We start from the raw sequence: 26,877 nt of genomic DNA on the forward strand, positions 1-26,877 counted from the left end.
GGGTTGTTTGGCTCGGGTTCGTTCGGTTCGGGGTCAACGGGGGCGGGTTCGTCGGTGTTGTCGTCGTTGCCTTCGCCGGGGTTCGGCTCTACGGTTTCGTCACCGTTGTCGCCACCGTCACCTTCGCCAGGGCCGTCTTCGCCTTCGCCCGGGCTGTCTTCGCCCTCGCCCGGGGCGGGTTGCTCGGCGTCGCCACCGTCACCTTCGCCGGGGTTCTCGCCGCCTTCACCAGGGTTCGGCTCTTCGCTGTTGTCTTCGCCGGGTGCGGGTTGTTCGGTGTCGTTGCCGCCGTTGCCGGGCTCGTCTTCGACAATGCCGCCGCCGTCGCCGGGAGCTTGCTCCTGGTCGTCGTTCTCGCCGGGTGTGGGCTGCTCATCGGTAGCCTGCATGAGGTGGAACGACGCAACGTTTGCGTCAGCAGCGGGTGCCGCTGCGATGTCGTCACCCTGCTGAAGTGAGGGGAGTGCAAACGCTGCGGCAGCGGTCAAAGTGATGAGGTCCACGATCAACTCCGAACTAGTTGGGAAGTCTTCCCCGCGCGGTTCACCTAGCGGGTCCGGGGGAAGAGTCTTGCGCGCCGAAGTTAACAGCCGGCGAACTTTGCTTGCGGGTGTTGGGTAAATGCTGGCTCGGATGGCCGGCTCTGCGGCACTATCGCAGGGGAGTGGGGCTGCTGCAATATGCGGAAATACGGAGTTCTTGCGCCACAGTCGGGAAACCTCTAAAACTAGAGTATTATCGTCATGGCTCCGAGTGGGCACAGAGTTGTGCAGCGCTTGGAAGCTCGGATTGGTCAGTGCTGACCTTGAAAGAGAGAACGAGATGACTCAGCAAACAAATGTCGGGCACGAAACTGTGCTTGACCACCCTGAAGAGTTCAAACGAGACATGGGGTTCTGGGGCAACCTTGCCCTGGGCTTCACGTACCTATCACCAGTGGTGGGCGTGTACACGACGCTCGCCGCGTCGATCGCGATTGTCGGTCCGCCGGCATTTTGGATGATTCTCGTTGCCGGCTTCGGTCAGCTGATGGTTTCGCTGGTCTTTGGTGAGGTCGTGTCACAGTACCCGATTGCCGGTGGTGTCTATCCCTGGAACCGCCGCTTGTGGGGACCCAAGTGGGGCTGGTTCAGCGGCTGGGTGTATGCCATCGCAATTTCAGCCACAATTGCATCCGTGGCCTACGGTGCGGGCCCGTTCTTGGGCGCATTCTTCGACATTGAAATGGATGCGGTTGCAAACGTGATTATTGCGCTGGTGATTATCGCGCTGGCCACGCTCATTAATTTCGGTGGCACGCGACTGCTCGCAAACGTCGCCTTCTTTGGATTCGTGGCTGAAATTATCGCGACCATTGTTATCGGCACCTGGCTGCTGATCGGCGGCCGAAAGCACGATCTCAGTGTGCTGGTAACCGACTTCCGCCCCGAGGCATTCCAAAACAACACCCCGTTCATCATCGCGCTCGGGTTCGCCTCAATCGTTGGTATCTACCTCTTCTACGGTTTCGAAGCCTGCGGTGACGTGGCTGAAGAAGTGAACAACCCCGGCAAGGTGGTGCCGCGAGCAATGCGGATGACGATCTACGTCGGCGGCGTCGCCTCCGCGTTCATTGCCATTGGTCTCATTTTGGCGGTACCCGACTTCACCGCGGTGATTGACGGTACGGCGACTGACCCCATCGGCGAACTGTTCGTCTCGGTGTTTGGTGTAACCGGTTTCAAGGTCGTGCTCGCGGTGGTGCTGATTTCGTTCTTGAGCTGCCTCATCTCGCTGCAGGCCGCTGCCTCGCGGCTGCTCTACTCGATGGGCCGCGACAGCCAGCTGCCCGGGTCGCACCTGCTCAAGCAGTTCAATGCTCGCCGCGCTGTGCCGCCGTATGCGCTTCTCGCCTCGGGTGCCTTCCCTGCGCTTGTGGTGATCGTTTCGCTGCTGAGTGAAGACGCACTGGTCGCGATTATTTCGTTCTCGTCATTCGGTGTGTACTGCGCGTTCTCGATGGTTGTGATCGCGTCGATCCGGGCACGTATGCGCGGCTGGCAGCCGAAGGGCCAGTTCAAGCTCGGCAAGTGGGGATGGATCGTCTCGTTTGCGGCGTTGAGCTGGCAGGTTTTCGGCATGTTCATCGTGCTGCAGCCGGGCGAAGGCCCCTGGTACCAAGCTTGGCTCGTGGGGCTCTCGAGCGTCGTAGTGCTGGGCATTGGTCTGATTTACATGGTTGTGGCGAAACCCTACAACCGTGCAAAGAGCATGGCCGGTGATGCCGCGACGGGCGTGGTCGACACCCGTGCGATTGACCCGATTGCTCCGTCGGAAGAAATCGTCGATCTGGCAGTCCGACTTGACGGTGGTAAGCCGAATCTCTACGAGGACCGCCGTCCGCAGCAGTAGCTAGCGAAACAATCGGGGTCACCACTGCTTTATTGGCGGTGGTGACCCCGGTTTTTTGTCAGCTCCGGCGCAGCTCAGCGCGCCGTGGCGCATTAGTGCCGTGGCACGCGGAAGCTAGTGCGCGGAGACATCGACCAGGCGCATCCGAGTTGGTCCATCATCGATGGCTACACCGAGGCGTGCATCCATTCGGTCGCCAGGCAACCAGGACGCGGTAGTTGAACAGATCACTTGGCCTTCCGCATTCGTGAGCGCAGCTTCGCCCGAAAAATCACCACATGCCTGCAATAGCGAGTGTTCGGCATCGGGCACGTCGATATCACAGGCGGTGACGCCCGCGAACTGTCCGTGGTGAAACACCGGCACCGACAGCGTTAGCGTGAGCTGGTTGGCGCAGAGAAAATCAAAGTAGGGGCCAGTGAAGCCGGCGCACCCATACTCGGCCGGTGAGATATACCAGCTGAGGTGGCGATATTCGTAGACATGAGCCGGGGCAACCGCGTGGATGAGTCGATACGGCACCGAACCGGTTTCGGTGCGCACCCGCCACTGCAGGGCCTGGTCGCGCTGCGCGGTGCGGGTGTGCGCGACCACAAATCCGGCACCCTTCGCGAGTGGCAAGCGTTCGAGCGTTTGATCGGCCAGCTGCTGAAACTGGGTGACCTGCTCGCGCGTGAACGGCTCGTCAGGAGGGGTCGCAGACTGTTCCAAAATCTGTTCAATATCCGCGGCCAGTGAAGACAGTTCGCGATATGCCTCGCCGAAGCGCAAGGCAATGCGGCCGGCTATCGTGTCGATGGTCGTCATCGGTCGATTCCTTTCTGCCGAATTGACGCGCGTTCGATGCGCAACTTTTCGGCGATGAGAAAACGTGAGTCGCGGCGAATCATCTCGTTGACCACGTTTTCTGCGGGTGAGTGCGGGTGGCCAATCGCAGCGATGATGTCGTGCATTCCATTCACGGCAGCGTTCAGATCGTTGGTGTCACGGTGCTCTGGCCACAGCATCGCAGCAATTTCAAACTGGATGCGCATTTGATGGCTCAGTAGGCGCGCCGATTGGGCAGTGACAGCCAGATCAATCCAAAAGCGTGAGTAGTGCTGATTGCGAAGGCTCAGACTTGGAGCGTTCTCGAACCGGGTGACATCGTGCTTGAGACGTTCGATGTCGGTGTGGTCATGACGGTCTTGGGCGAGCCGGACGCAGGCCGTTGTGATCATCGCCCACTCATCGCCAAGATCTCGCAGATCGATTGTCGAGTAGCTGTGCAGCCGGCCGGCGCGCTGCTCTGCGTTTTCGATAGGGGCTTCGACGATGAACGATCCACCATTGCGTCCGCGGCGAGTCTCAATGACGCGGGCGTCGCGCAGCCGGGCAAGTGCCTCTCGCACAGTGGCAGGTGCCACCTCGAAGGCCTCGGCCAGATCGGTTTCGGCGGGGAGACGATCGCCGGGTTGTAACAGGCCGAGGGCAACTGCATCGGATAGCCGGCGAACAATCTGCCCGGCTCGATCGGCAGCGTTCAGCGGCGCATATAGTTCGCGTTTCACCTGAAACGATTGCAGCACCGGTTGCAGCAAAAGGTACCTCCTCGCTGCTGTTATCAAGACTCTTTTGACGCTAGCTGAATCTCGAGGCACCAATGCTGAGACGCGCATCTGGTGTCTGAATCTGCAGCTGGCTGTGGCGAGACCGAGGCACTGTAAAAAATTTTCATCGGAAAAATGCGGGTGGGAATGACCACTTGAGTCATTCCCACCCGCGCAGTTGGTCGAGACGCTACTGCTTACGCCGCTTTGCCTCGACGATGCGAATCAGTTCTTCTTCAGCGTCTGGGCCGGGTTTCACGCCGCCGGGGATGCCGACGAAGAAGATCAGACCTGCAAGCCACCACAGACCGAACACCACCCAGGGCTCGATGCCCAGCTGTGCCGGCATGAACGGCAGGTAGAGGGCGGTGAGGAACGCGGTGATGAGCGCCGACGCCACACCGATCACGATGCCGAAGTTACCGCTACCGCCGATGCGCAGCGGACGCTCCATGTTGGGTTCGCGGCGGCGCAGGATCACGAACGAAATCGACACGATCAGGTAGGCGATCACGATCATCGGCGAGCCTGCATCCACGATCCATCCGAGGGCCTTCGAACCGAAGAACGGTGCGAGTGTGGCAATACCGCCGAGTACCAGCAGTGCGTTGACGGGGGTGCGGGTACGCGGGTGCAACACACCGAGCCAGCGGGGCAGCATCCCCGTCTGCGCGAGCGAGTAGATGAGTCGTGAGGCGCCCATCTGCAGCGAGTTCCACGAGGTGAGAATACCGGCGATACCGGCAGCCACCATCAAGTTGGCGAAGAACTGGTTGCCGAAAAGCGCCCCCATGGCATCGGCCGCGGGGAGGTTCGACTCGGCAAGTGCCGCATCGTCGAGCGCCAGCGAAACGGTGAGCACGATGAGGATGTACCAAACCGCGGCGATTGTTACCGAGATGAACGAGATGCGGCCAACCTTGCGCGGCGGAAGGTTTACTTCTTCAGCGGTCTGCGGGATGACGTCGAACCCTACGAACATGAACGGCACAACCACGAGCACCGCGAAGAAACCGACCTGTCCATCAACGAACATCGGCTCAAGGTTGGCCGGGCTACCGCCGGTGAACGCACCGATGAGCTGCAGCGCACCGATAGCGAATAGGAAGAGCACCACGAACATCTGGAACCCACCGGCGATCTTCACGCCGAGGATGTTGATGATGGTGATCACGATGGCCATGATCGAACCCACCAGTGCCCAGATGAGGTACACCTCTGACTCGTTGATGGTCCACAGGTGGATGTGTTCGAGGTCAACCACGTAACCGATTGCGCGGGGGAGGGCCACCGCCTCAAAAGCCACCACGGTTGCGTAACCGCCGGTAATCGCCCACGAGCCGATGAACGACCAGCGTGGCCCGAGCGCGCGCATGATGTAGTTGTGCTCACCACCGGCCTTCGGCATCGCCGCCACGAGCTCCGAGTAGACAAGCGCCACAATGGCCATCATGAGGCCACCGATGAGGAATGCTCCGGCGGCGCCGAGCGAACCTGCGCTGGTGATCCAGTCACCGACCAGGGTTACCCAGCCGAAACCGACCATGGCGCCGACACCGAGGGTCAGGGTGCTGAGGGCACCGAGCGAACGGTTGAAGCCGGGGGTGTTACCGTGCGTGCCGGACGCCGGTGCTGCTGACTTCGAGGGAGATGTGGACATCTTTGTCTCGCGATCTGTCATAGATGAATGAATAACTGAGCGTTACTTGGGTAGAACCTAGCAATATGCTGACAGTCGCGCAACATTATTGTGATGTTGCTCTAAGATGCGAAAACGATTCATTTTCTGCGGGAATAGGCGTCTGCGCGTACGCTAGAGGAGTTATGCGCACATCCCTCTATAAGTCTCACGACGAACTCAAGATGATGGTCCCGGCAGGCCTGCTCACCGCAGCCGCGCTCGACGCGGTCGAAGCAGCAATCCGCCCGGGGATCAGCACCCTCGAACTCGACGCGATCGCCGAAAAAACCATCCGTGACGGCGGCGGCGTGCCGAACTTCCAACTGGTGCCGGGCTACTCGCACACCGTCTGCGCATCGGTGAACGATGCGGTGGTGCACGGCATCCCCAATTCGACGCCGCTCGAACCCGGTGACGTTGTGTCAATCGACTGCGGTGCCAAACTCAACGGCTGGAACGGCGACTCGGCACGCACCTTCATTGTGCCGGGAGAAATAACGCGCCCCAATGCATCCGAATGGCTCGCCGAAGCGAACCGGGTGAGTGACGCCACTCGCGCCGCAATGTGGGCAGGTATCGCCGCTTTCGCATCCGCGCGTCACCTCAACGATGTCGGCACCGCAATCGAAGTGGCCATCGACGAACAGGCCGGACCACTCGGCAACCTCGAAAACTACACCGGCCACGGCATCGGGCGCGATATGCACGAAGAACCCACCGTGTTCAACTATCGGGTGCGCCGCCGCGGGCCAGTGGTGCGGGCGGGCTTGGCGATCTGCATCGAACCGATGCTCACCGGCGGCAGCCCCGATGTCACCGTTGACGATGACGGCTGGACCGTGCGCTCGGCCGACGGTACGGTCGCATCCCACTGGGAACACACCGTTATCCGCCACGCCGACGGTATGTGGGTGACCACCGCCGAAGACGGCGGCGCCGCTGGGCTTGCCAGTTACGGTGTGGTGCCGGTTCCGCTGGCTTAGGGGTGAACCCGCTTCCCAAAGCTAGCTGGCAAAGTGCATCGTGAGGGTGCTCGTCACCAGTCCGACAATGATGATGGTTGCGGTCGCAATCGCGCCGAGTATTGCCGGGCGTGGGCCGAGTTTCACAATCGACCGCAGGTGCACGTTGAGTCCCAGCGCAAACATCGCCATCGCGAGGGCGGCGGTTTGGATAAAAGCCGCGGTATCCAGCGCTGGCTGCGGCAGTAGATCTAGGCTGCGAATCACAACGCAGGCAATAAACCCCAACACAAAATAGGGGACGAGCGGTGGGTGCTTGCGGCCCGTGTCGGGCAGCTCTTGGCGATTTAGGAGCCCCAGTGCCGCCATTACCGGAGCCAAGAGCAGCACGCGGCCGAGCTTCACCACTATTGCAACGGCGAGAGCTGTGGCGCCAACAATCCCACCCGCGGCAACAACCTGCGCAACCTCATGGGTGGTGAGCCCGATGAACAACCCGGCAGTTTTTGCATCCATACCAAACAGCACGGTGAGTGCCGGGCCCGCGGGAATCATGATCGTGCCAAAAATCACCACGAGCGCGACCGCGGTGGCGGTGTCGTCTTCATCCGCATCCGTCACCGACCTTGCGCCCGCAACTGCCGCAGCGCCGCAAATTGAAAATCCGGATGCGATGAGCATCCGCAGCCCGCGATCTACTTCCAACCGGCGGCCGGCTGCCATTGTGACCGTGAAAGTGATCACCACTGCTGCGACGATACCCAGCAGTGGTATCCAACCCAGGCCGATGATGTCGCCGGCCGCGATCTGCAGACCAAGCAGCACAATTCCGATGCGCAGGATTGGTTTTTCGACAATGGCATTGCCCGGCATGAGCTGCTCAGGAACCGGAAACAGATTGCGCCAGGCGATTCCGGCGAGCATCGTAATCAGTAGGGGACTGAGCGGCGAAACCCACGGCGCAACGAGTATCGCCAACACGGATACGGCAAGCGCGACAGCAATGCCGGGAAAATATTGCCGATACTGGATGCGATCTGTTACGAGCATGCTCGAAGTCTGCGATTTGCGGCGCAGTTGCGGAAGACCTCATTAATCGATGCTGATATATCATGGCGATATGGTCACGCTTGGCGGGGAAGTGCAGCAGGTGTCAATGTCGACGCTGCGACTGCTCGTTGCGCTGGCTGAAGAAGGCTCGATCAGCGAAGCCGCGCGTCGAATTGGAATGGCGCAATCCAACGCCTCTCGCAGCCTGAAAGCTCTCGAGGCAAACGTCGGCGTGCAGCTCATCGTGCGAGCGCATTCAGGTGCGCATCTCACCGACCGCGGCAACCTGCTCGCGCTGTGGGCACAAGAGGTTGTCACCGCAATGGACCGACTCCTTGTCGGGATGAACTCGCTCAGCGGAACCAGTGGCGGTCAAATTACCGTTGGCGCCTCGCACACGGTTGCCGAGCATCTTGCCCCCGAGTGGCTTGCCACTTTTCACCGCCAACCCCGTGCCGTGACCGTCGCGCTCGATATGGAAAACTCCGAGCGCGTGCTCGACGGTGTCGCGCGCGGTGAATTTGATCTCGGATTTGTCGAGTGTCCAGAGGTGCCCGACAGTTTTACGCAGGTCGAAGTGCGCGTGGATGCACTCAAGCTCATCGTGCATCCGGGACATGAATGGGCCGCGCTAGTGCATCGAGATGAGCCGCTGTTGCCATCGGTGCTGGCGAAAACCCCGCTGATTCTGCGCGAATCCGGATCGGGTACCCGTGCAGTTGTATCGGCGGCCCTCGCGCCATACGGCGGCGTGCGCACACTCATGGAGCTCAATAGCACCTCGGCAATAGTGCGGGCTGTAGAGGCTGGCGTGGGGCCGGCACTACTGAGCGGGCTGTCGGTTGAGGCTGGGATACGCGAGGGACGATTGGTGGCCGTGCCGGTACTTGGCCAGACACTCGAACGCAGCATTCGCGCGGTTTGGTTGCCGAGCTCGCCACCGCGGGGAGAGGTGAGGGATCTTCTCTCGATCGCGGTGAGTGGACAGTCGCTGTAGCTCATTGCTCGCGGTCGGTGTCGATAAATAGGATTGAAACTGCGCCAAATTACTCACGAGGAGACGCAGATGACCGCACCAATTCGCGTAACCATCACCGGAGCCGCCGGAGCTATCGGCTACGCACTGCTATTCCGCATCGCATCCGGTGCGATGTTTGGGCCGCAGCAGCCGGTCGAACTGCGCCTGCTCGAGATTCCGCAGGCGGTGGATGCAGCGGCTGGTACCGCACTCGAACTCAGTGACTGTGCCTTCCCGCTGCTGCGCGATGTGACCGTGACCGACGATGCGGAATCGGCATTCGACGGCACCAACTATGCGCTGCTCGTGGGTGCCATGCCCCGTAAGCAGGGGATGGACCGCGCCGACCTGCTCTCGGCGAACGCGGCAATCTTCTCGGGCCAGGGGCGTGCCATCGGCGCACGTGCCGCTGACAACGTGCGAGTGCTCGTGGTTGGAAACCCGGCCAACACCAATGCAGCGATCGCGCGAGCTGCCGCGCCCGATGTGCCTGCCGAACGCTTCCATGCGCTGATGCGACTCGACCACAACCGTGCCATTGCGCAGCTCGCCGAGCGTGCCGGAGTGGTGTCAAGCGAGGTGCGCAAGCTGACTGTGTGGGGTAACCACTCGAACACGCAGGTGCCCGATGTTGACCACGCCCTCATCGGCGACCGCTCTGTGCGTGAATGCATCGCTGATGATGCCTGGCTTGATGGTCCGTTCGTTGAGCGAGTGGCAAACCGCGGCGCAGAAATTATTCGCGCGCGGGGCGCATCCAGTGCCGCCAGCGCGGCCTCGGCGGTGATTGATCACATTGCCGATTGGCATCGCGGCACCCGAGCTGATGACTGGGTTACGGTCGCCCGCCCCTCGCAGGGAGAGTATGGCGTGCCGGAAGGGCTGGTGTTTGGAATGCCAGCAACCGCACGTGCAGGGGAGTGGCACACGGTAGAAGGGCTCGACTGGAGCGAACGCACCCGGGACGCGATTGCCCGCACCATTGTTGATCTCGAAGGTGAACGGGATGCGGTGCGCGCGCTCGGCATCGAGATCTAGTTGTGCTGCGGCTGCAGATCGGGCGGGGCACTCCGGCGTGTCCCGCCCGATCTGCAGATCTTTGATCTCAAGCGCTGCGGTAGAGCTTGGTGATCGTAAATTCTCGGTGTCCGAGTGATTCAGCAGCTGTTAGGCGGCCGTTGATGGTGCGTTCGATCATACGCATCTGCGCCTCTCCAGCCTCTTCGAGCGACTGACCGCGATTCAGCAGGGGCGAGCAATCAACATCGATGTGGTCGGCCATGCTCTCGGCAGTCTTTGGGTTTGCCGTGATCTTGACGACAGGTTGAACGGGGTTGCCAATGACGTTCCCTTGCCCGGTTGGGAACATGTTCAGCACACCGCCGCCGGCGGTCATGAGGGTTACACACTCCGCCGCAGCTGACGAGGTGTCCATGAAATGCAAACCACTCACGCGAGGGCTCTCAGCGGGAGCAAGCGCTCCGACGATTGGCTTGCTTCCTGTCTTGACAATGTTGCCGAGCGCCTTCTCTTCAATAGTCGACAGTCCGCCGGCGATGTTGCCTTGGGTGGGCTGCGAACCAAGAAGATTCGCCCCGGTGGCTTCGATCATGTCAATGTAGTCATTGTAAAAACCGAGGAAGCGGTCGCGCACTTCGTCACTCACGCAGCGTTCAGCAATGAGGTGCTCACCACCGGTGAGTTCGCTGGTTTCACCGAAGATTACTGTGCCACCAGCATCGACCCAGCGGTCAATGACGTATGCCGTAGTTCGGCAAGAACCGAGTCCAGTGGTGGTATCTGATTCCCCATCCTTTGTTGTCAGTAGGATTTCGTTACGTTCGACCGGTTCGCGATGGATCTCACTTGCATCCTGAAGGAATTGTTGTGCAACGCGTGATGCGCGTTCTACGACGCGGAGATCGCCGTGTCCCTCGATCGAGAAACCTTCGACAGGTGTGCCGGAGGCTGCAATGCCTTCGACTACACGGTTTGTCCAGTTCGGCTCGATTCCAATTACGATCACAGCTGCAACGTTTGGGTTCGACCCCATGCCGATCAATGTGCGGAAGGTGAGCTCCAAATCGTCGCCAAACTGAAGTCGTCCGAATGCGTGGGGCAACGCGAGTGTGCCAGGAACATGTACGGCGATTGCCTCGGCCGCCGCGTTCGAAAGGTCATCAACTGGGAGAATTGCGACATGGTTTCGAATGCCGACTTTGCCGTTCTGGCGTCGGAACCCTGTCAAGCTACGCTGTTCTGCCACCGGGCGCTCCTAACGTTGTGGGTGTGTACGTAGTCACCCTTGGTTATGTCCTGAGTTGCGAGTCCGATCGGAAGTGAATACTCCGTGACCTTGTCGCCACTTGCGACGTTGGCAAGTGCAACTTTGTGCCCCAACGGGATGGGGTGCCGAGCGGCTACGGTCACTGACGGAGATCCGTCGAGAAAGGCAACGCTAACTTCCCCTGGCTCAATGTCACGTACGGCAACCGCCACTGCGTCGCCGGCGTCGTGAGCCAAGAAATCCACTGTTGTAGTGTTCAATTTCTTCCTCCATCCTGGTCAGTGGTCTGACCAGTGTTTGTAGCGTAGCATGCGATGGTGAAGGCATCAATAGCGTGCCTCTAGTTTTGTACGAGTGTGGTTGCACCAACGGCGATAATTCCGATGGCGATGATTGTTGTGGTTGCGATAGCGCCTAGAAGTGCCGGTTTTGGGCCGAGTTTTACTATCGATCTCAGGTGAACGTTGAGTCCGAGCGCAAACATTGCCATAGCGAGCAGCGCGGTTTGCAGCGTGGTAGCGATATTGATCGCTTGGGTGGGGAGCCATTCCAGACTGCGAAGAGTCACGCAGATAATGAATCCGGTGACAAAATACGGAACGATCGGCGGGTGGCTCTGGCTGGCAGGGTGGCTGTGTCTGTGGCTGCTGAGTGAAAGGCCGCTGAGGACGGGGGCGAGCAACAACACTCGGCCAAGCTTGACAACGATTGCCGAGCTGAGTGCGACGCCGCCGGCGATACCGCCAGCGGCTACCACCTGCGCTACCTCGTGAGTCGTGAGGCCGATCAGTAGGCCGGTGGCTTCGCTGTTGAGGTTCAGCATTGCGGCCAATGCTGGCCCTAGGGGAATCATCACGGTGCCGAAGATGACTACCAGTCCCAATGCGGTGGCAGTGTCGTCTTCGTCGGCGTCGGATACTGATTTGGCGCCTGCGACTGCTGCTGCGCCGCATATCGAAAAACCTGCGGCGATGAGTACGCAAAGCTCCCGCCCGATACCGAGCCATTTGCCGGCCGCGGTGGTGACTAGGAAGGTGACTCCGACTGCTGCTGCGATCGAGATGATGGTAATCCAGCCCAGGTCAAGAATGTCACTAATGGCAATCTGAAGCCCGAGCAGGATGATGCCGAATCTCAAGATGGGCTTGGCGGTAAAGGCGATGCCAGGGGTGAGTAGGTTGGGTACGGGGAGTAGGTTTCGCCACAGAATTCCGATGAGCATCGTGATCAGCAATGGGCTCACTGGTTTGATTAATGGGGCAGCGAGCATGGCTGCGACGGTGACTGTCAGTGCGGTGGCAATTCCGGGTGTGTGTCGGAGTGTCCAATATTTGGCGTCAGCGAGCGTGGGCATGGTTGCAGTTTGCACTGGTCAGACCTGTTGTGGAAGTACTCAGAACTGCATGGCGATATATCGTGCCGATATGGGCCGGTGTGAGTTATGCGTGACTTGCCGATGTTGATGCTTGGGTTGCTGGTTGCACTCGCTGAGGGAGGGTCAATAAGCGGTCCTTCGCGTCGAGTGGTGGCGCAATCGAACGCTTCGCGAAGCTTGAAATTGCTTGAATCACTTGTGGGGCGAGCCTAATCGTTTGGTCTCCTTTGGGGGCGAGCTTAAACGATCGGGGGAGCCTAGTAGCGCTTGGGTCCATGAGGTGATAGCGGCGATGGGTCGGGTCGCGCTGGGTGTGTAATCGCTTAACGCTGCGGGTGGAGGCCACCTGAAAGTCGGTGCATCGCATACAGTGGCAGAGCACTTGGCGCTCAAATGGGCCTGTGTGTGGACGAACTCAAACTGGTTGCTTGTCCAGGGCATGAATGGGCCGGCCTCGCGAGTCGTGGTGAGTTGGGGTTGCCCTCGTTGCTTGCCCAAACCCCCGAATTCTTCGTCAATCTGGGTCCAGCACGCGTGCTGTGGTTGAAGGGGATCTGGCTCCATATGGTGGCGTCACTACGCTTATGAAGTTCAACAGCACCTCGGCAATTGTGCGTGCGATAGCGGCTGGTGTCGGACCGGCTCTCTTGAGCAGTTTGTCGGTTGCTGGGGGGATTCGCGAAGGTCGGCTGGCGGCTGTGCCTATTTCTGGGCAAGGGTTCAGGCGCACTCTTCGAGCTGTCTGGCAGTCCGGGGCGATACCGAGAGTGGAAGCTCGGGAACTCCTTGCGATTGCAGCTGGGCAGTCGGCCGATAGCGAAGCGATCAGTTCCTTGTGATGTGGTTCGGCTTGACCAGCTGGTGGTGTAGAGCGTGAGTTGGGTGCTGAATCAGCTGGACTCGCTCAGGCTCATTCGCTACGTCGTCGCTGGAAATCTGGCGAAAGTGCGATGTCGCGAGCAGCATGAATGTGCAGTCGGGCTGCTTCCGCTGCGGCTTCGCCATCGCCTGCGAGTAGGGCGTCGATGATGTTTCGGTGCTCTACGCGTGAGGTATCGAGCCTACCCGGGTACATGAGAGTACTTCGCATACCCTCTCGCAGGATGCTGTTGAGGACACCGAGTGTCTGTTCAAGGAACCGATTTCCCGCCGCGCGCACGATCGACAGATGGAAATCCATGTCTAGTCGCTGAATTACATCGAAATCTGGGTTCGGTTTCAATGACTCTTCAAGAAGTTGATCGTGTTTGCAGCTGACTCGCTCGAGTAGTCGCGCATCAGCTGCCTCAGCAGCCCAGCGGGCAGCGGGAACTTCGAGGACCTCCCGCATCGCGAAGAGTTCATCAAGGCTGTGGAGAGTCTCGATCACCGAGCGGCGCAGCTCATTTGCTGCGATCTGCGGGTCGGTGACAAAAACTCCGCGCCCGTGCTCGACGCGAACTCTCCCTTCACTCGCGAGCGAGCGAATTGCTTCACGCACTGATGGGCGGCTGACGCCAAGTGATTCGGCTAGCTGACGTTCCGCAGGTATTCGGTCACCAGGTTCGAGGTGGTTTGTCTCAATGCGTCGGATGATCTCTTCGCGGATCCGAGCTGTCAGAGGGGGGAGCCGTAGCGGGTGCCAGTCTTCCCCTGCGCGGTTCTCCTGTTGCATGCTCATAAGTTGACCATAGCGTCACCTGCAGTGAATTCCACGGAACAAGTGCTTGACAGTTCAAGTACATGATGTGCAGTATGGTCAGAGGTCAGGCCTCAATGGTTACGTCGCTCATGTCAATGGAGGATGAGATGACAAGCACACTTATCAACGGACAATGGCTGTGTCTCAATGATGCTCACGAGGTGCGAAACCCCGTCGATGGGACGATCGTGGGGTGCGTTGACCGCGCCGGGCAGGCTGAAGCCAAGCAAGCTGTCGCCGCTGCTGAAGCAGCGGCGGCGGGGTGGGCAGCCTTGACTGGCCGGGAACGAGCCGATTTCTTACTCGAAGCAGCTCGACTGATAAGTGAGCGCGAAGAGTCGATCGCTGCGTTGCTCGCCAAAGAGGCGGGCAAACGGTTGCCGGAAGCCATTGGTGAGGTTAGAGGCTCTGCCGACTACTTTCGCTGGTTTGCTGAGGAGATCCGCCGCTCGCAAGGAGTGATTTATCAACATGAAGACAGCACGCGTCGTCATCTTTCGATCATGAAGCCTGCAGGTGTCGTGGCAACACTGACGCCATGGAACTTTCCCTGTTCGATCCAGGCGCGGAAACTTGCTCCAGCACTTGCGGCGGGCTGTACCGTCGTAGCTCGTGTCTCAGATAAAGCACCCCTTGCAGTCACCGAGATGTTCCGCTGCCTTACAGAGGCGGGCATCCCGGATGGGGTGGTAAATCTCGTACATGGTCCAGCTGCTGAAATTACCGAGGCATACTTGAGTCAGTCGGCGGTTCGTGTGGTGAGCTTCACAGGTTCAACTGCTGTCGGAGCACGTGTCATGGAACTTGCATCACGTCACATCGTGCGCCCTCTGCTCGAGCTCGGCGGGGACGCACCCTTCATTGTTTTTGACGACGCAGACTTGGACCAGGCTGTTGAAAACGCGATGCTGGCAAAGTTCCGCAACACTGGTCAATCATGTATTGGCGCAAATCGTTTCCTGATTCAAGAAGGAGTTTACGAAGACTTCATGAGCCGATTCGCTGAAGCAATTTCGGCGATGTCGGTGGGAGATGGCGTGGCGGAAGAAGTGCCAGATCTTGGGCCGTGCATCGATCAGAAGGCAATCGTGCGGTTGAGCGAGCTTCGAGATGAAGCGATTGCAGGAGGTGCTCGTCAAGTTAGCCGGACGGTAACTGTTCCAGAACAGGGGGCCTTCTTCGCACCGACACTTCTTGAAAACATCCCTGCGGATTGTCGTATTGCAAGCGAAGAGATCTTTGGCCCGATTGCGACGGCGTGGAAGTTCGAGACCGAAGAAGAAGCGATCGCTTGTGCAAACTCCACGAGCATGGGACTTGCTGGCTATGTTTGTACGACCAATTTGGGTCGAGCTTGGCGTGTGATGGAGCGCCTTAATGTCGGTGTCGTTGGTATAAACGAACCGCTTCCAACGGTTCCATTCGCGCCGATGGGTGGTGTCAAGGAGTCTGGGCTCGGGCGTGAAGGCGCATCACATGGTCTTGAAGAATTTCAAGAGGTCTGTTATGCATCCATGCGATTCTGAACCTCATACTGTCGGAGTTGTTTCCTGTCGAAGCTTTCACCTTATCATCAATTTAATATAATCGAATAGCCGACAGCGAGTGAGCTACATCAAAGGAGATGTTATGAAAATTGCTGCTATTGGAGTGGGGAATATGGGTGGTGCGGTAGCGCGCAACCTGGCCCGCAATGGAATTGTTGTCACTGCGTTTGACTTGAATGCGGCTGCCGTAGACCGTTGCCGAGACGTAGGCGTCATTGGTGTGGAGAGCGCGCAGGAAGCTGCGCGTGATGCGGACGTTGTGTTAACGAGCTTGCCGACAACTGCGCTCGTAGAAAGCGTCGCAACTGAGGTTCTCGGTGAGATGCGAGAACATGCAATTTTGGTTGATATCTCGACTATTAATCCTGAAACGGCACGAAAGGTCGAGAATGCCGCGAAAGATTCCGGAAAACGGTTTGTCTCCTGTGCGCTTGGAAAGACACCTGAGCATGCTGAACATGGCGAAATTCCGCTCTTCGTGGGCGGTGACAAAGGTGCCATTGAAGAGCTGGAAGCACTGTTGGAGATCATGGGGAATGAGGTTTTCATCTTTGCCGATGCTGCTGGGGCAACTGGATTTAAACTCATTTCGAACCTTGTGGGCATGTCGAACCTGGTCGTTCTCACGGAAGGACTTGCGCTTGCACGCGCATTAAAGATTGATGACGACTTATTCTCACAGGCGCTAAGCTCGACAGGTGCCGTGTCGTTTCAGTCGGAGGTGAGGCTGCCGTGGTTGCTGGCCGAGGATTGGGCGGCGCGGTTTACTGTAGACCTTGCAGCAAAAGACGTGGGATTGGCAGTTGGTGCTGCCGAATCGGTTGGTCTGAAGACACCGACAGCACATGCTGCCCTAGCGCAGCTGAATGAAGCGTCGGCTCGAGGGTTTGGCAGCGAGGATGCAATTGCTGTCGCTAAAGTAGTGGATTCGAGGAGTCGCGAAGATGTCTAGTCGAATCGCTGTCGTCGAAGATATCTGGGGCGCCGACTTTGATGAGCTGGCAGAACATCATACCATTGCCTATGAGCCGAATGCTTGGCAAGATCGAGCGCGCATTCTTGAACTAGCGGCAACTTCTGATGTCCTTGTTGTCCGAAATCGTACGCAGGTGGATGGGCAGCTCCTTTCGGAAACGAATCGTTTGCGTGTCGTTGCTCGAGCAGGGGTCGGACTCGACAATATTGATCTCAATGCGGCGAACACTCGCGGAGTGATTGTGCTTTCGCCTCTGGGGGCCAACGCTCGAAGTGTTGCTGAGCATGCGTTAGGGCTTGCGCTATCTCTTGCTCGGCAGATTCCAGCCCTTGACCGTGACGTACGCGCTGGAGGATGGAATCGTAAGCCGGGAATTGAGCTGGCGGGAGGTACTTGGGGTCTCGTTTCAGCAGGTAGTACTGCCCGGGCCACGGGGGAGCTTGCTAGTGCGGTGGGGATGAAAGTAATTGCCTACGACCCCTATATTCCGGTTGATCATCCGGACCTCGCGCGTCTAGGGATTGAGCTGCACTCGCTAGAAGAAGTGTTCAGTCAATCAGATGTAGTCAGTGTGCATCTACCAAATACGCCCGAAACTGAGGGTTTAATTGGTGCGGAACTGCTTGGTTTGCTTCGAGAATCAGCAATACTTATCAACGTTGGTCGCGGTGAGGTGATCGATGAGCAGGCACTAGCTAAGGCGCTGAGAGAAGGAAAATTTCGCGGAGCCGCGCTTGATGTTCGTGCGAGTGAGCCTTCGCAACTCGGCGATGAGTTCTTCGGTCTAGAAAATGCCGTGTTAACTCCGCATGTAGCCGGTATTACCAACGCATCTCAGCGGCGAATCAATAGAGCGCTGGTCAGTGACATACGCCGAATCCTTGCGGGTGAATCGGCGCTCAACGCAGTTAGCGAAACTCGACGAATTGTTTCAGGGTCATGCTAGTTACAGTTCAGGAAACCACCGAGCTACTCGTCAAGCTGTTTTGCCAGTCGGGGCTTAGCCGAGATCGAGCCAAGAAATCGGCACACACGCTGGTGGTCGCGGAAGTGTGGGGTATTGGTTCACACGGTCTATTGAGAATGCCTGTTTACCTCGACCGGCTGGAAGCTGGCGGCTTCGCGCCCGATGCGAATCTCGAGGTCCAGTCTGACACCGGCCCGCTTGTTGTATTGAGCGGCGACGGTGGGCTTGGGCTCTGGCAGGCTCACGATGCAGCAATTCTTGCCGTTGAACGAGCAGGACAATTTGGTATCGGTCTCGCGGCGGTGAGAGACTCTGGGCACTGTGGCGCCTTGGGTGTGTTTGCTGCAGAAATCGCCGAGCGCGGTTGTGTTGGCGTGCTCATGTCATCGGGCCCTGCAGTCATGCCGCCCTGGGGTGGCAGGCAGCGTCTGCTATCGACTTCTCCTATCGCCGCCGCATTCCCTGCTCCGAATGCTCCCGCGCTCATTGATCTCTCCCTATCGACAGTGGCCCGGGGGAAAATTGCGGCCCTTGCTCGGTCAGGCAAAGAACTCCCAGAAGGCTGGGCCCTCGATACGAGTGGTAAACCCACCACCGATCCGGTTGAAGCGCTTTCAGGTATGCTGGCGCCATTAGGTGGCGCCAAAGGTTTCGCGTTGGCTTACATGGTGGAATCAATTACGGCAGGCTTGTTTGGTCCTTCGCTATCAAGTGAGGTCACTGACTTCTTCGCCGAGGATTCGTATGCCAAACCACAGGGAATTGCACACGTAGTTCTCGCTTTAGACCCCAAAATATTTGATGTAAGTAACAAGGTGCCTGCGTCCGCGAGGCTTGACGACCTGGGTTGTCGTACAGTCGAGGCCGGCGGACGTGTTCCAGGTAGCCGCCGTAAACCCCTTGCAAGAATTGTTGCATCTGACACATTCGAGATTGACGATCGACTTTGGTCCGAGCTACAGTCTCGACTCCGTAATTCCTATTGACTCAAGTCGACACAATTGCTAAGAACCAGAATGTTCCATTAAGACAGCTCAATGAGGAGCTCTCAACAAGGATGGTGCCGCATGGCCGATAACACTCATGTACGTGGCAACGAAACAGCAGCAACAGCTAATCATGGCCACCACGAAGTTACGCAAAAAGATGTCCGCACTGCAGTCAGTTCTGCCACTATCGGTACTTCAATCGAATGGTACGATTTTTTTCTGTATGGAACTGCGGCCGGCCTCGTCTTCAACCGACTCTATTTCCCTGACGATGATCCACTCGTCGCCACGATTTTGTCATATGCAACTTTTGCAGTTGGCTTTATCGCGCGGCCGCTAGGCGGTCTGGTATTCGGCCACTTGGGTGACCGCATCGGGCGAAAAAAGACGCTCATCGTCACCATGTACATTATGGGGAGCGCGACGCTCCTGATCGGTGCTATCCCTACTCATGAGCAGATAGGAATTTGGGCACCCATCTTGCTAACGCTGCTGCGCGTGGCCCAGGGGATCGCAATTGGCGGTGAGTGGGGCGGTGCAGTGTTGCTCAGTGTTGAGTATGCCCCCAAGAAACAGCGTGGTTTGTACGGGAGTTTCCCACAAATGGGCATCGCCTTTGGTCTTCTTCTGGGAACTGGGGCCTTCACCGCACTGGGCGCAGTTATGAGTGAAGAGGCCTTCCTCGCTTGGGGTTGGCGGATCGCTTTCTTTGCCTCACTGCTCCTTGTTATTGTGGGTGTTTACCTGCGCAGCCGGATTGCTGACACGCCCGCTTTTAAGGCCGCCCGTGAGTCACAGGATCAGCTCGAAAAGTCTATTCCACTTGCTGAGCTCATGAAAGATCCGCTCTCGCGTCGTCATGTGCTGCTCGGTATGGGAACGCGTTATGCGGAAGGTGTGTCCTATAATCTCTGGGCCGTCTTCTTGTTGTCCTACCTAACGGGAGATGTCAACATGGAGCAACACCAGGTCCTCATCTCGCTCATGATCACGGCCGTTGTTCTCGGGATATTCATCCCTGTTTGGGGAGCGGTATCTGATCGCATCTCTAGGCGACTCATCTTCGGACTAGGGGCGCTGCTCCTTGGTATCAGTGTGTTTCCTGCATTCGGCATCATGGGCGGTGGATCATGGCTGTTTGCGACGCTCGTGCTAATCGTCATGCTCGGCATTGTTCATCCCATGATGTACGGCCCGCAGGCAGCGTTTTATGCAGAGCTCTTCCCTCCGCACACCCGATACACCGGAATCTCTATCGTGTATCAGTTGTCGGGCATTGTCGCCGGGGGGCTGACACCAATCATCTTGACAAGCCTCGCCGGATTTGGTGGGATGCCGCTCTCCCTCACATATGTGATCGTGACCTGCGTGGTCACTATTGCCTGCGTCATAGCTATTCGGCCGAGTGATATTGCCCGTGCTACCGCCGGTGAACGTGACGTGTTGGTAACTGGCCCCGTACCGACCGTCAAGTAGTCGTTCGGTCGAAGCTTCGATATAAGGAACGCCTAAGAAACGGGGTGCAGGGCGAGATGTTCAAGAAAGTTTTGGTTGCCAACCGTCATGAAATCGCGATTCGAGCGTTTCGAGCTGCATTCGAACTCGGTGTCAAGACAGTCGCGGTGTACTCGTATGAGGACAGAGATTCGCTTCACAGATTGAAGGCAGACGAGGCGTACCAGATCGGCTCGCCAGGCAATCCGGTAGCTGCTTATCTTGATATTGACGAGATCATGCGAGTCGCGCGGCTTGCAGGCGTGGATGCTATATATCCCGGCTATGGGTTTCTCAGCGAGAACGCAAAATTTGCCGCGGCATGTGAGCGAGAAGGGATCAAGTTCATTGGCCCTTCTGCGGAGATTCTTAGCAAGTCGGGTGACAAAGTGCTCGCCAAAGCGCAGGCCGAACGAGCGGGAGTCCCAGTGCTTCGATCTTCTGAACCAGGGCGCTCTGTTGCAGAGCTGAGCCAGGCAGCTGAGGAAATTGGTTACCCAGTCTTCGTCAAAGCAGTTGCTGGTGGCGGTGGGCGTGGAATGCGCCGAGTCGATGGGCCAGAAGCGATTACCGATGCGCTGACTTCGGCGATGAGCGAGGCGCGAAGCGCATTTGGAGACGATCGAGTATTTATTGAACAGTGCGTGCTGCGCCCACGTCATATCGAAGTGCAAATAATGGCTGATTCACTCGGCGGAGTGGTGCACCTGTTTGAGCGTGACTGTTCAGTTCAGCGCCGTCATCAGAAAGTTGTGGAAATCGCCCCCGCTCCAAATCTCGATGGTGAGACTCGAAGTCGCCTTCATGCTGATGCAGTGCGTTTTGCACGATCGATTAAGTATGAAAACGCCGGGACAGTTGAATTCCTGCTTGAAACTGAGGGAGACCGGGCGGGTGAGCATGTGTTCATAGAGATGAACCCACGTGTACAAGTTGAACATACGGTGACTGAAGAGATCACCGACCGAGACATCGTCACTAGCCAGTTTCAAATCGCAGCCGGCGCCCGACTGGATGACATTGGACTCACACAAAACGATATCTGGATACGTGGCGCTGCGATTCAGTGCCGCATCACGACTGAGGATCCGCGGCAAGATTTTCGTCCAGGGGTTGGAACTATCTCAGCCTATCGATCTGCGGGTGGGGTGGGGATACGCATCGATGGCGGCAGTGTTGCCGCAGGTACGCGGGTGCTGCCCTATTTTGACTCATTGTTGGTCAAGCTCATTGCATATGGCGACACGTATCACGCCGCAACCCGACGTGCTCAACGTGCCTTGGCCGAGTTCCGGGTGCGAGGCGTTGCAACAAACATTCCATTTCTACAGGAGGTTCTAGCTAACAGCGATTTTGAGGAGGGCAACCTATCGACACACTTCATCACTGAACACCCACAGCTAATGGCGTTTGCCAAGCCAGCTGATCGTGCATCGAAGATGCTCCAATGGCTCGGCGAAGTTACAGTCAACCGGCCATATGGGCTTCGCCCTGCAGAGAGCCAGCCTGAGCTGAAGGTTCCCGGAAACAGTGCCAGCTTCTCAGCGTTCAACCGAGTTGATGGCCAACTACCTCTTGGTCAGCGAGACCGATTGCAAGAGCTGGGGCCACAAGAATGGGCAAAATCGATACGGGAATCCAATGAGGTGCTACTAACTGACACGACATTCCGTGATGCGCATCAGTCGCTACTCGCTACCCGTATGCGAACGTTTGATTTGCTGAACGCAGCCCCGTACGTGGCTCGCGAACTGCCCCAGCTTTATTCCGTTGAAGCATGGGGAGGTGCAACATTCGATGTTGCCCTGCGATTCTTGGGTGAAGATCCATGGCAGCGGCTCGCGCAGCTGCGCGAAGCAATGCCAAACATTCCGATTCAGATGCTTCTTCGAGGCGATAATACGGTTGGGTATACACCGTATCCGGATGAAGTCACGGAGGCGTTTGTCGCAGAGGCTATTGATACGGGAATCGATATCTTTCGAGTATTTGATGCGATGAATAACGTCGCTCGAATGCGCACTGCCATCGACGCAGTGCTCGCTTCGAACCGGGCAGTCGTAGAGGGAACTCTTTGCTATGCCGGCAACATCCTTGACCCCAAGGAAGATCGCTACACCCTTGACTACTATCTACGTCTCGCTGAGCAAATTGTGCACACTGGGGCCCATGTTTTGGCAATTAAGGACATGGCCGGTTTGCTGCGACCAGAGGCTGCGTATCGCATGGTTTCGGCGCTACGTAGCGAGTTCGATCTTCCAGTTCACCTGCACACTCACGACACCACGGGCGGGCAGCTCGCAACGCTTCTGTCCGCGATTTCAGCTGGCGTCGATGCGGTGGATGCAGCGTCTGCGCCGCTGTCCGGAACTACTAGCCAGCCTTCCCTTTCGGCGCTTGTAGCGGCACTCGAATACGGCCAGCGCGAAAGCGGAATCGCACTGAGCGCGGTTGCCGAACTTGAACCTTATTGGGAAGCGGTGCGAAGAATGTATGCGCCGTTCGAATCAGGGCTGCCTGCCCCAACGGGTCGCGTGTACCACCACGAAATTCCAGGGGGTCAGCTGTCGAACCTGCGGCAACAAGCAACGGCCCTCGGTCTAAGCGGCCAGTTCGAACTCATCGAAGAAATGTATGCAGCTGCCGATCGTATACTTGGGCGTATTCCGAAAGTCACGCCCTCATCAAAGGTCGTGGGTGACTTGGCGCTGCACTTGGTTGCGGTTGGCGCCGATCCAGCAGACTTCGAAGCGAATCCGGACCAATATGACATACCCGATTCAGTGATTCGTTTCCTTGCCGGTGAACTTGGTGAACTGCCTGGAGGGTGGCCTGAGCCGTTTCGTACCAAGGCCCTCGCGAACCGATCTGTCGATATCGAGGTGCAGTCGTTAACGGATGAGCATCGGGAACGTCTCTGCGGTGGCTCTGCTGCCCGCCGAGCCCAGCTGAACGAGTTGCTTTTTCCTGGTCCTACCGCCGAATATGCGCGAGTGCGCGATACCTATGGTGACTTGTCGGTGCTCCCCACGAGCCAGTACCTTTATGGTCTCGAGTTTGGTGAGGAAGTGCGAATTCGGCTGGAGGAAGGCGTTGACCTTTTCGTTAAGCTGGAGGCGATCGGCCAGGCCGATGAACAGGGCATCCGCAAAGTGCTCATACAGCTGAATGGTCACCCTCGGCATTTGCTGGTGCGGGATGAAACGGTGGAAAGCGCCGATCCCCCTGTTGAGCGTGCCGATCCGGCTGATGCGAGTCACCTGGCTGCGCCGTTTGCCGGCGTGGTCAATGTCACCGTGAAGCCGGGGGAGACGGTGCAGGCGGGTGATCGCGTCGCCGTAATCGAAGCCATGAAGATGGAGGCCTCGATTACTTCGCCAATCTCGGGATGCATTGCGCGTGTGACGTTGAACGGGCCAACCTCTGTAGCGCAGGGCGACTTGCTCGTTGTCGTGGAAGAAATCGATTGAGACCGATGTGGCCCGGGAAAGATCACCGTGGAAAAAGCTTGCCAAACACGCCGAAAAGTCTCTATAGTTGACAGTCGGTGTTTCTGCACGCGCCCGCGCGTGTGATGCACTGATTCCGCATGACCGGCATGTGGGCAACGATATCAAAGCGATTAGTGAGGCTATGGCCAAGAAGGACGGCGTAATCGAGATCGAGGGCACGGTAGTGGAAGCACTGCCGAACGCGATGTTCCGCGTGGAGCTCTCAAATGGTCACAAGGTGCTTGCGCACATCTCAGGGAAGATGCGTCAGCACTACATTCGAATCCTTCCTGAAGACCGGGTAATCGTAGAGCTCAGCCCCTACGACCTCACCCGTGGTCGGATCGTCTACCGCTACAAGTAAGCCCACAGCTGGATAAGGAACGGCCGGCGCATCCCGCGCCGGTACGAGGCCAGCGACTCAAAGGACACCTCATGAAGGTCAACCCCTCTGTAAAGAAGATTTGTGACAACTGCAAGGTCATCCGCCGCCACGGCCGCGTGATGGTCATCTGCAGCAACCCCCGTCACAAGCAGCGCCAGGGCTAGGCGAACGAGCTTCGGCTCGAAAAACTCAATACTGAAATTGCGACGATAAGAACCCGTATGCGGGGGACACCTCCGGGCCTGAGGCCGGAGCCCAGTCGTCGCTCCACACCTCAATAAGGAGCACACTCCCATGGCACGTCTCGCAGGCGTAGACCTCCCGCGCGAAAAGCGCGTGGAGATCGCACTCACCTACATCTACGGCATCGGCCGCACCCGCGCGCTCAAGTCGCTCGAGGCCACCGGAATCGACGGCAACACTCGCGTGAAAGACCTCACCGACGAACAGCTCGTGGCACTCCGTGACCACATCGAAGGCACCTACCAGGTAGAGGGTGACCTCCGTCGTGAAGTTGCCGCCGACATCCGCCGCAAGGTCGAAATCGGTAGCTACCAGGGCATCCGCCACCGTCGTGGCCTTCCGGTCCACGGCCAGCGCACCAAGACCAACGCTCGTACCCGTAAGGGCCCGAAGCGCACCGTCGCCGGTAAGAAGAAGTAACCCATCCGCCATCGCGGATGTGAGTGAACCGGAATTCGTAGGAGAGAAGAATTGGCTACCCCAAAGACCGCGGCGCGTAAGGCTCGCCGCAAGCAGAACAAGAACGTTCCCGTCGGCCAGGCACACATCAAGTCGACGTTCAACAACACCATCATTTCCATCACCGACCCCAGCGGTGCTGTCATCAGCTGGGCCTCGTCGGGTGGCGTGGGCTACAAGGGCTCGCGTAAGTCGACCCCGTTCGCCGCACAGCTGGCCGCCGAAGCCGCTGCTCGTCAGGCGCAGGAACACGGCATGAAGAAGGTCGACGTTTTCGTGAAGGGCCCCGGTTCGGGCCGTGAAACCGCGATCCGTTCGCTGCAGGCAGCCGGCCTCGAGGTTGGCTCGATCAGCGACGTGACCCCGCAGGCGCACAACGGCTGCCGCCCGCCGAAGCGCCGCCGCGTCTAAGTCTTCCGGGTCGCCCGCGCGCATTCGCGTTCGGGCGACCAGCGGCATCCGCCGTTCCACCGCCCCCGTACGCCTGCTTACGCACATTCCCCAACTCGCGGGACTGCAGCCCGTGAATACGCCAAGCGTCATATAGCGGACGCTTCGCCGAAAGGACCATATAGTGCTCATTGCACAGCGCCCCACTCTCACCGAGGAAAACATCTCGGAGTACCGCTCGCGGTTCACCATTGAACCGCTCGAGCCCGGCTTCGGCTACACCCTCGGCAACTCGCTGCGTCGCACGCTGCTCAGCTCGATCCCCGGTGCTGCCGTAACCAGCATCCGCATCGACAACGTGCAGCACGAATTCACCACCATCGCCGGGGTGAAGGAAGACGTCACCGAGATCATCCTCAACATCAAGCAGCTCGTGGTTTCGTGCGAGTTTGATGAACCGATCACCGCCTACCTGCGCAAAACCGGCGCGGGCGAGGTGACCGCAGCCGACATCTCGGCACCCGCCGGTGTTGAGATCCACAACCCCGAGCTGGTCATCGCCACGCTCAACGACGACGCCAAGTTTGAACTTGAGCTCACCATTGAACGCGGCCGCGGCTACGTCTCGGCACAGCAGAACCGTGACGAGTACTCGGAAGCCGGCCAGATTCCGGTCGACTCGATCTACTCGCCCGTGCTCAAGGTGACCTACCGCGTCGAGGCCACCCGTGCCGGTGAGCGCACCGACTTCGACCGCCTGGTTGTGGACGTCGAAACCAAGCCTTCGATGCTGCCCCGTGACGCCGTCGCATCGGCAGGTGGCACCCTGGTTGAGCTGTTCAGCCTCGCTCGCGAACTGAACACCGAAGCCGAGGGCATCGAAATCGGTCCGGCCCCGGTCGAACAGGTCATCAGCGACGAACTGTCGATGAGCATCAACGACCTCGACCTGTCGGTTCGCTCATACAACTGCCTCATGCGCGAAGGCATCACCACCGTCGCGCAGCTGGTGGCACTGAGCGAAGGCCAGCTCATGAACATCCGCAACTTCGGTCAGAAGTCGGTTGACGAGGTACGTGAAAAGCTTGCCTCGCTCGGCCTGTCGCTGAAGGACAGCGTGCCCGGTTTTGAAGGCACGCACTTCTACGGCGGCAGCGAAGACAGCGGCGAGTACATCTAAACCTGCGGATCATTGATCCGAAACCTGAGAAAGAGAACCAGCAATGCCTAAGCCCAACAAGGGTCCACGCCTCGGAGGCGGTCCCGCCCACGAGCGCCTGCTGCTCGGCAACCTCGCCTCGCAGCTGTTCACCCACAAGCGCATCCAGACCACCGAAACCAAGGCCAAGCGCCTGCAGCCGGTTGCTGAGCGCCTGATCACCCAGGCGAAGAAGGGTGACCTGCACAACCGCCGTCGTGTGATGCGCACCATCACCGACCCCAGCGTGGTGCACGAACTCTTCACCGAGATCGCACCGCTCGTGGCCGAGCGTGAGGGTGGCTACACCCGAATCATCAAGACCGGCTACCGCAAGGGCGACAACGCACCCATGGCGGTTATCGAGCTCGTGCTCGAGCCGGTGAACCCCAAGCCGAAGCGCCAGAAGGCTGAAGAGCCGGTTGTTGAGGTGGCTGACGAAGATATCGAGCCCACCGAGGCCGAGGTCGAGGCTGCCGAGGCCGCTGACGCTGCTAAGGGCGACGCCCCTGAGGCTGAGGCAGCTGAGGCTGACGCCGCTGCCGAGGAAGAAGCAGCTGAGGAAGAAGCCAAGTAGCCTTCTTCAAGCAATAGCGTGAGGGGTCCGCACATGCGTGCGGGCCCCTTCGCGTTTCCCGAGCGGCTTCGGCGCCGCGGTGCTCCGGTGCTCCGGTGCCCCGCGCTCCCGCCGCCCCCGCATCCCG

The 26,877-nt window shown here is 58.6% G+C and carries 25 protein-coding genes and 1 pseudogene; 17 read left to right on the plus strand and 9 right to left on the minus strand.

Features of this window, described 5'->3' with window-relative positions; translation table 11 throughout:
* Positions 1-503: pseudogene (locus tag JMV54_RS10015) on the minus strand (hypothetical protein); the annotation flags it as partial.
* Positions 504-822: 319 nt separating this feature from the next.
* Between JMV54_RS10015 and JMV54_RS10020 the strand changes: the two are divergent.
* Positions 823-2,391 (plus strand): APC family permease, encoded by a 1,569-nt coding sequence (locus tag JMV54_RS10020; protein ID WP_201518780.1) that lies wholly within the window; start codon positions 823-825, stop codon positions 2,389-2,391.
* Positions 2,392-2,505: 114 nt separating this feature from the next.
* Here JMV54_RS10020 and JMV54_RS10025 read toward each other — a convergent pair whose 3' ends face one another.
* The 3 genes from JMV54_RS10025 to JMV54_RS10035 all read right to left on the minus strand — a co-directional run bounded on the left by JMV54_RS10025 (position 2,506) and on the right by JMV54_RS10035 (position 5,640).
* Positions 2,506-3,198 carry a cache domain-containing protein gene (locus JMV54_RS10025; RefSeq protein WP_201518781.1) on the minus strand — a complete coding sequence of 231 codons (693 nt, stop codon included), beginning with the start codon at positions 3,196-3,198 and terminating at the stop codon, positions 2,506-2,508.
* Complete coding sequence (locus JMV54_RS10030; protein WP_201518782.1) at positions 3,195-3,971, minus strand: FadR/GntR family transcriptional regulator; 777 nt, start codon at positions 3,969-3,971, stop codon at positions 3,195-3,197. The genes JMV54_RS10025 and JMV54_RS10030 overlap by 4 nt, the downstream gene beginning before the upstream one ends.
* A 199-nt stretch (positions 3,972-4,170) precedes the next feature.
* Positions 4,171-5,640 (minus strand): APC family permease, encoded by a 1,470-nt coding sequence (locus JMV54_RS10035; RefSeq protein WP_201518783.1) that lies wholly within the window; start codon positions 5,638-5,640, stop codon positions 4,171-4,173.
* A gap of 164 nt (positions 5,641-5,804) precedes the next feature.
* Between JMV54_RS10035 and map the strand changes: the two genes are divergently transcribed.
* The gene (map, locus tag JMV54_RS10040; RefSeq protein ID WP_201518784.1) at positions 5,805-6,644 is read left to right on the plus strand and encodes a type I methionyl aminopeptidase; all 840 of its coding nucleotides are present in this window, start codon (positions 5,805-5,807) and stop codon (positions 6,642-6,644) included.
* A 21-nt stretch (positions 6,645-6,665) separates the two neighbouring features.
* Here the strand turns inward: map and JMV54_RS10045 are convergent, their stop codons facing one another.
* A complete protein-coding gene (locus JMV54_RS10045) occupies positions 6,666-7,673 on the minus strand; it encodes a YeiH family protein (protein ID WP_201518785.1) in 1,008 nt (335 codons plus the stop codon).
* A gap of 70 nt (positions 7,674-7,743) precedes the next feature.
* Between JMV54_RS10045 and JMV54_RS10050 the strand changes: the two genes are divergently transcribed.
* Together JMV54_RS10050 and JMV54_RS10055 are read left to right on the plus strand one after the other, a co-directional pair.
* Positions 7,744-8,670, plus strand: a complete 927-nt coding sequence (locus JMV54_RS10050; protein ID WP_201518786.1) for a LysR family transcriptional regulator — start codon at positions 7,744-7,746, stop codon at positions 8,668-8,670.
* Between the two features lie 69 nt (positions 8,671-8,739).
* Complete coding sequence (locus JMV54_RS10055; RefSeq protein WP_201518787.1) at positions 8,740-9,729, plus strand: malate dehydrogenase; 990 nt, start codon at positions 8,740-8,742, stop codon at positions 9,727-9,729.
* Between the two features lie 67 nt (positions 9,730-9,796).
* Here JMV54_RS10055 and JMV54_RS10060 read toward each other — a convergent pair whose 3' ends face one another.
* From JMV54_RS10060 to JMV54_RS10070, 3 genes are all read right to left on the minus strand, one after another.
* Positions 9,797-10,957 (minus strand): UxaA family hydrolase, encoded by a 1,161-nt coding sequence (locus JMV54_RS10060; RefSeq protein ID WP_201518788.1) that lies wholly within the window; start codon positions 10,955-10,957, stop codon positions 9,797-9,799.
* Positions 10,936-11,223 carry a UxaA family hydrolase gene (locus tag JMV54_RS10835; protein ID WP_420842096.1) on the minus strand — a complete coding sequence of 96 codons (288 nt, stop codon included), beginning with the start codon at positions 11,221-11,223 and terminating at the stop codon, positions 10,936-10,938. Before JMV54_RS10835 ends, JMV54_RS10060 begins: the two co-directional genes overlap by 22 nt.
* Before the next feature lie 95 nt (positions 11,224-11,318).
* The gene (locus JMV54_RS10070) at positions 11,319-12,332 is read right to left on the minus strand and encodes a YeiH family protein (RefSeq protein ID WP_201518790.1); all 1,014 of its coding nucleotides are present in this window, start codon (positions 12,330-12,332) and stop codon (positions 11,319-11,321) included.
* A gap of 527 nt (positions 12,333-12,859) precedes the next feature.
* Here JMV54_RS10070 and JMV54_RS10840 point away from each other — a divergent pair.
* Entirely contained in the window at positions 12,860-13,192 is a 333-nt protein-coding gene (locus JMV54_RS10840; protein WP_420842097.1) for a LysR substrate-binding domain-containing protein, read from the plus strand.
* Between the two features lie 71 nt (positions 13,193-13,263).
* On the opposite strand, the gene JMV54_RS10080 is transcribed toward JMV54_RS10840, so the two are convergent.
* Positions 13,264-14,013: a FadR/GntR family transcriptional regulator gene (locus JMV54_RS10080; RefSeq protein ID WP_338085384.1), complete on the minus strand. Its 750-nt coding sequence runs from the start codon at positions 14,011-14,013 to the stop codon at positions 13,264-13,266.
* Positions 14,014-14,141: 128 nt separating this feature from the next.
* On the opposite strand from JMV54_RS10080, the gene JMV54_RS10085 reads away from it, so the two are divergent.
* From JMV54_RS10085 to rplQ, 12 genes are all read left to right on the plus strand, one after another.
* Positions 14,142-15,560, plus strand: a complete 1,419-nt coding sequence (locus JMV54_RS10085) for an NAD-dependent succinate-semialdehyde dehydrogenase (protein WP_230972916.1) — start codon at positions 14,142-14,144, stop codon at positions 15,558-15,560.
* A gap of 79 nt (positions 15,561-15,639) precedes the next feature.
* A complete protein-coding gene (locus tag JMV54_RS10090) occupies positions 15,640-16,533 on the plus strand; it encodes an NAD(P)-dependent oxidoreductase (RefSeq protein WP_230972917.1) in 894 nt (297 codons plus the stop codon).
* A complete protein-coding gene (locus tag JMV54_RS10095) occupies positions 16,526-17,503 on the plus strand; it encodes a hydroxyacid dehydrogenase (RefSeq protein ID WP_201518795.1) in 978 nt (325 codons plus the stop codon). The genes JMV54_RS10090 and JMV54_RS10095 overlap by 8 nt, the downstream gene beginning before the upstream one ends.
* A complete protein-coding gene (locus JMV54_RS10100; protein ID WP_201518796.1) occupies positions 17,497-18,510 on the plus strand; it encodes an Ldh family oxidoreductase in 1,014 nt (337 codons plus the stop codon). Before JMV54_RS10095 ends, JMV54_RS10100 begins: the two co-directional genes overlap by 7 nt.
* A gap of 81 nt (positions 18,511-18,591) precedes the next feature.
* Positions 18,592-19,989: an MFS transporter gene (locus JMV54_RS10105; RefSeq protein ID WP_201518797.1), complete on the plus strand. Its 1,398-nt coding sequence runs from the start codon at positions 18,592-18,594 to the stop codon at positions 19,987-19,989.
* A gap of 56 nt (positions 19,990-20,045) precedes the next feature.
* Positions 20,046-23,477: a pyruvate carboxylase gene (locus JMV54_RS10110; RefSeq protein ID WP_201518803.1), complete on the plus strand. Its 3,432-nt coding sequence runs from the start codon at positions 20,046-20,048 to the stop codon at positions 23,475-23,477.
* A gap of 163 nt (positions 23,478-23,640) precedes the next feature.
* Positions 23,641-23,862: a translation initiation factor IF-1 gene (infA, locus tag JMV54_RS10115; protein WP_124970725.1), complete on the plus strand. Its 222-nt coding sequence runs from the start codon at positions 23,641-23,643 to the stop codon at positions 23,860-23,862.
* Between the two features lie 71 nt (positions 23,863-23,933).
* Positions 23,934-24,047, plus strand: coding sequence for a 50S ribosomal protein L36 (rpmJ, locus tag JMV54_RS10120; RefSeq protein ID WP_201518798.1), 114 nt, complete (start codon positions 23,934-23,936; stop codon positions 24,045-24,047).
* Positions 24,048-24,177: 130 nt separating this feature from the next.
* Positions 24,178-24,546 (plus strand): 30S ribosomal protein S13, encoded by a 369-nt coding sequence (gene rpsM / locus JMV54_RS10125; protein ID WP_201518799.1) that lies wholly within the window; start codon positions 24,178-24,180, stop codon positions 24,544-24,546.
* A gap of 51 nt (positions 24,547-24,597) precedes the next feature.
* Entirely contained in the window at positions 24,598-24,996 is a 399-nt protein-coding gene (rpsK, locus tag JMV54_RS10130; protein ID WP_201518800.1) for a 30S ribosomal protein S11, read from the plus strand.
* 163 nt (positions 24,997-25,159) lie between these two features.
* Positions 25,160-26,155: a DNA-directed RNA polymerase subunit alpha gene (locus JMV54_RS10135; protein WP_201518801.1), complete on the plus strand. Its 996-nt coding sequence runs from the start codon at positions 25,160-25,162 to the stop codon at positions 26,153-26,155.
* A 43-nt stretch (positions 26,156-26,198) separates the two neighbouring features.
* Complete coding sequence (gene rplQ, locus JMV54_RS10140; RefSeq protein ID WP_201518802.1) at positions 26,199-26,750, plus strand: 50S ribosomal protein L17; 552 nt, start codon at positions 26,199-26,201, stop codon at positions 26,748-26,750.
* Positions 26,751-26,877 lie beyond the last annotated feature (127 nt).

The sequence above is a fragment of the Gulosibacter hominis genome (assembly GCF_904842695.1).
Classification (GTDB): Bacteria; Actinomycetota; Actinomycetes; order Actinomycetales; family Microbacteriaceae; genus Gulosibacter; species Gulosibacter hominis.

Coding starts and splice junctions, on each gene's coding strand:
- JMV54_RS10080 (WP_338085384.1), bottom strand. CDS start 14,013: ATGAGCATGCAACAGGAGAACCGCGCAGGGGAAGACTGGCACCCGCTA.
- map (WP_201518784.1), top strand. CDS start 5,805: ATGCGCACATCCCTCTATAAGTCTCACGACGAACTCAAGATGATGGTC.
- JMV54_RS10110 (WP_201518803.1), top strand. CDS start 20,046: ATGTTCAAGAAAGTTTTGGTTGCCAACCGTCATGAAATCGCGATTCGA.
- JMV54_RS10085 (WP_230972916.1), top strand. CDS start 14,142: ATGACAAGCACACTTATCAACGGACAATGGCTGTGTCTCAATGATGCT.
- rplQ (WP_201518802.1), top strand. CDS start 26,199: ATGCCTAAGCCCAACAAGGGTCCACGCCTCGGAGGCGGTCCCGCCCAC.
- rpsM (WP_201518799.1), top strand. CDS start 24,178: ATGGCACGTCTCGCAGGCGTAGACCTCCCGCGCGAAAAGCGCGTGGAG.
- JMV54_RS10035 (WP_201518783.1), bottom strand. CDS start 5,640: ATGTCCACATCTCCCTCGAAGTCAGCAGCACCGGCGTCCGGCACGCAC.
- JMV54_RS10055 (WP_201518787.1), top strand. CDS start 8,740: ATGACCGCACCAATTCGCGTAACCATCACCGGAGCCGCCGGAGCTATC.
- JMV54_RS10045 (WP_201518785.1), bottom strand. CDS start 7,673: ATGCTCGTAACAGATCGCATCCAGTATCGGCAATATTTTCCCGGCATT.
- JMV54_RS10100 (WP_201518796.1), top strand. CDS start 17,497: ATGCTAGTTACAGTTCAGGAAACCACCGAGCTACTCGTCAAGCTGTTT.
- JMV54_RS10020 (WP_201518780.1), top strand. CDS start 823: ATGACTCAGCAAACAAATGTCGGGCACGAAACTGTGCTTGACCACCCT.
- rpmJ (WP_201518798.1), top strand. CDS start 23,934: ATGAAGGTCAACCCCTCTGTAAAGAAGATTTGTGACAACTGCAAGGTC.
- JMV54_RS10095 (WP_201518795.1), top strand. CDS start 16,526: ATGTCTAGTCGAATCGCTGTCGTCGAAGATATCTGGGGCGCCGACTTT.
- infA (WP_124970725.1), top strand. CDS start 23,641: ATGGCCAAGAAGGACGGCGTAATCGAGATCGAGGGCACGGTAGTGGAA.
- JMV54_RS10105 (WP_201518797.1), top strand. CDS start 18,592: ATGGCCGATAACACTCATGTACGTGGCAACGAAACAGCAGCAACAGCT.
- JMV54_RS10070 (WP_201518790.1), bottom strand. CDS start 12,332: ATGCCCACGCTCGCTGACGCCAAATATTGGACACTCCGACACACACCC.
- JMV54_RS10025 (WP_201518781.1), bottom strand. CDS start 3,198: ATGACGACCATCGACACGATAGCCGGCCGCATTGCCTTGCGCTTCGGC.
- JMV54_RS10050 (WP_201518786.1), top strand. CDS start 7,744: ATGGTCACGCTTGGCGGGGAAGTGCAGCAGGTGTCAATGTCGACGCTG.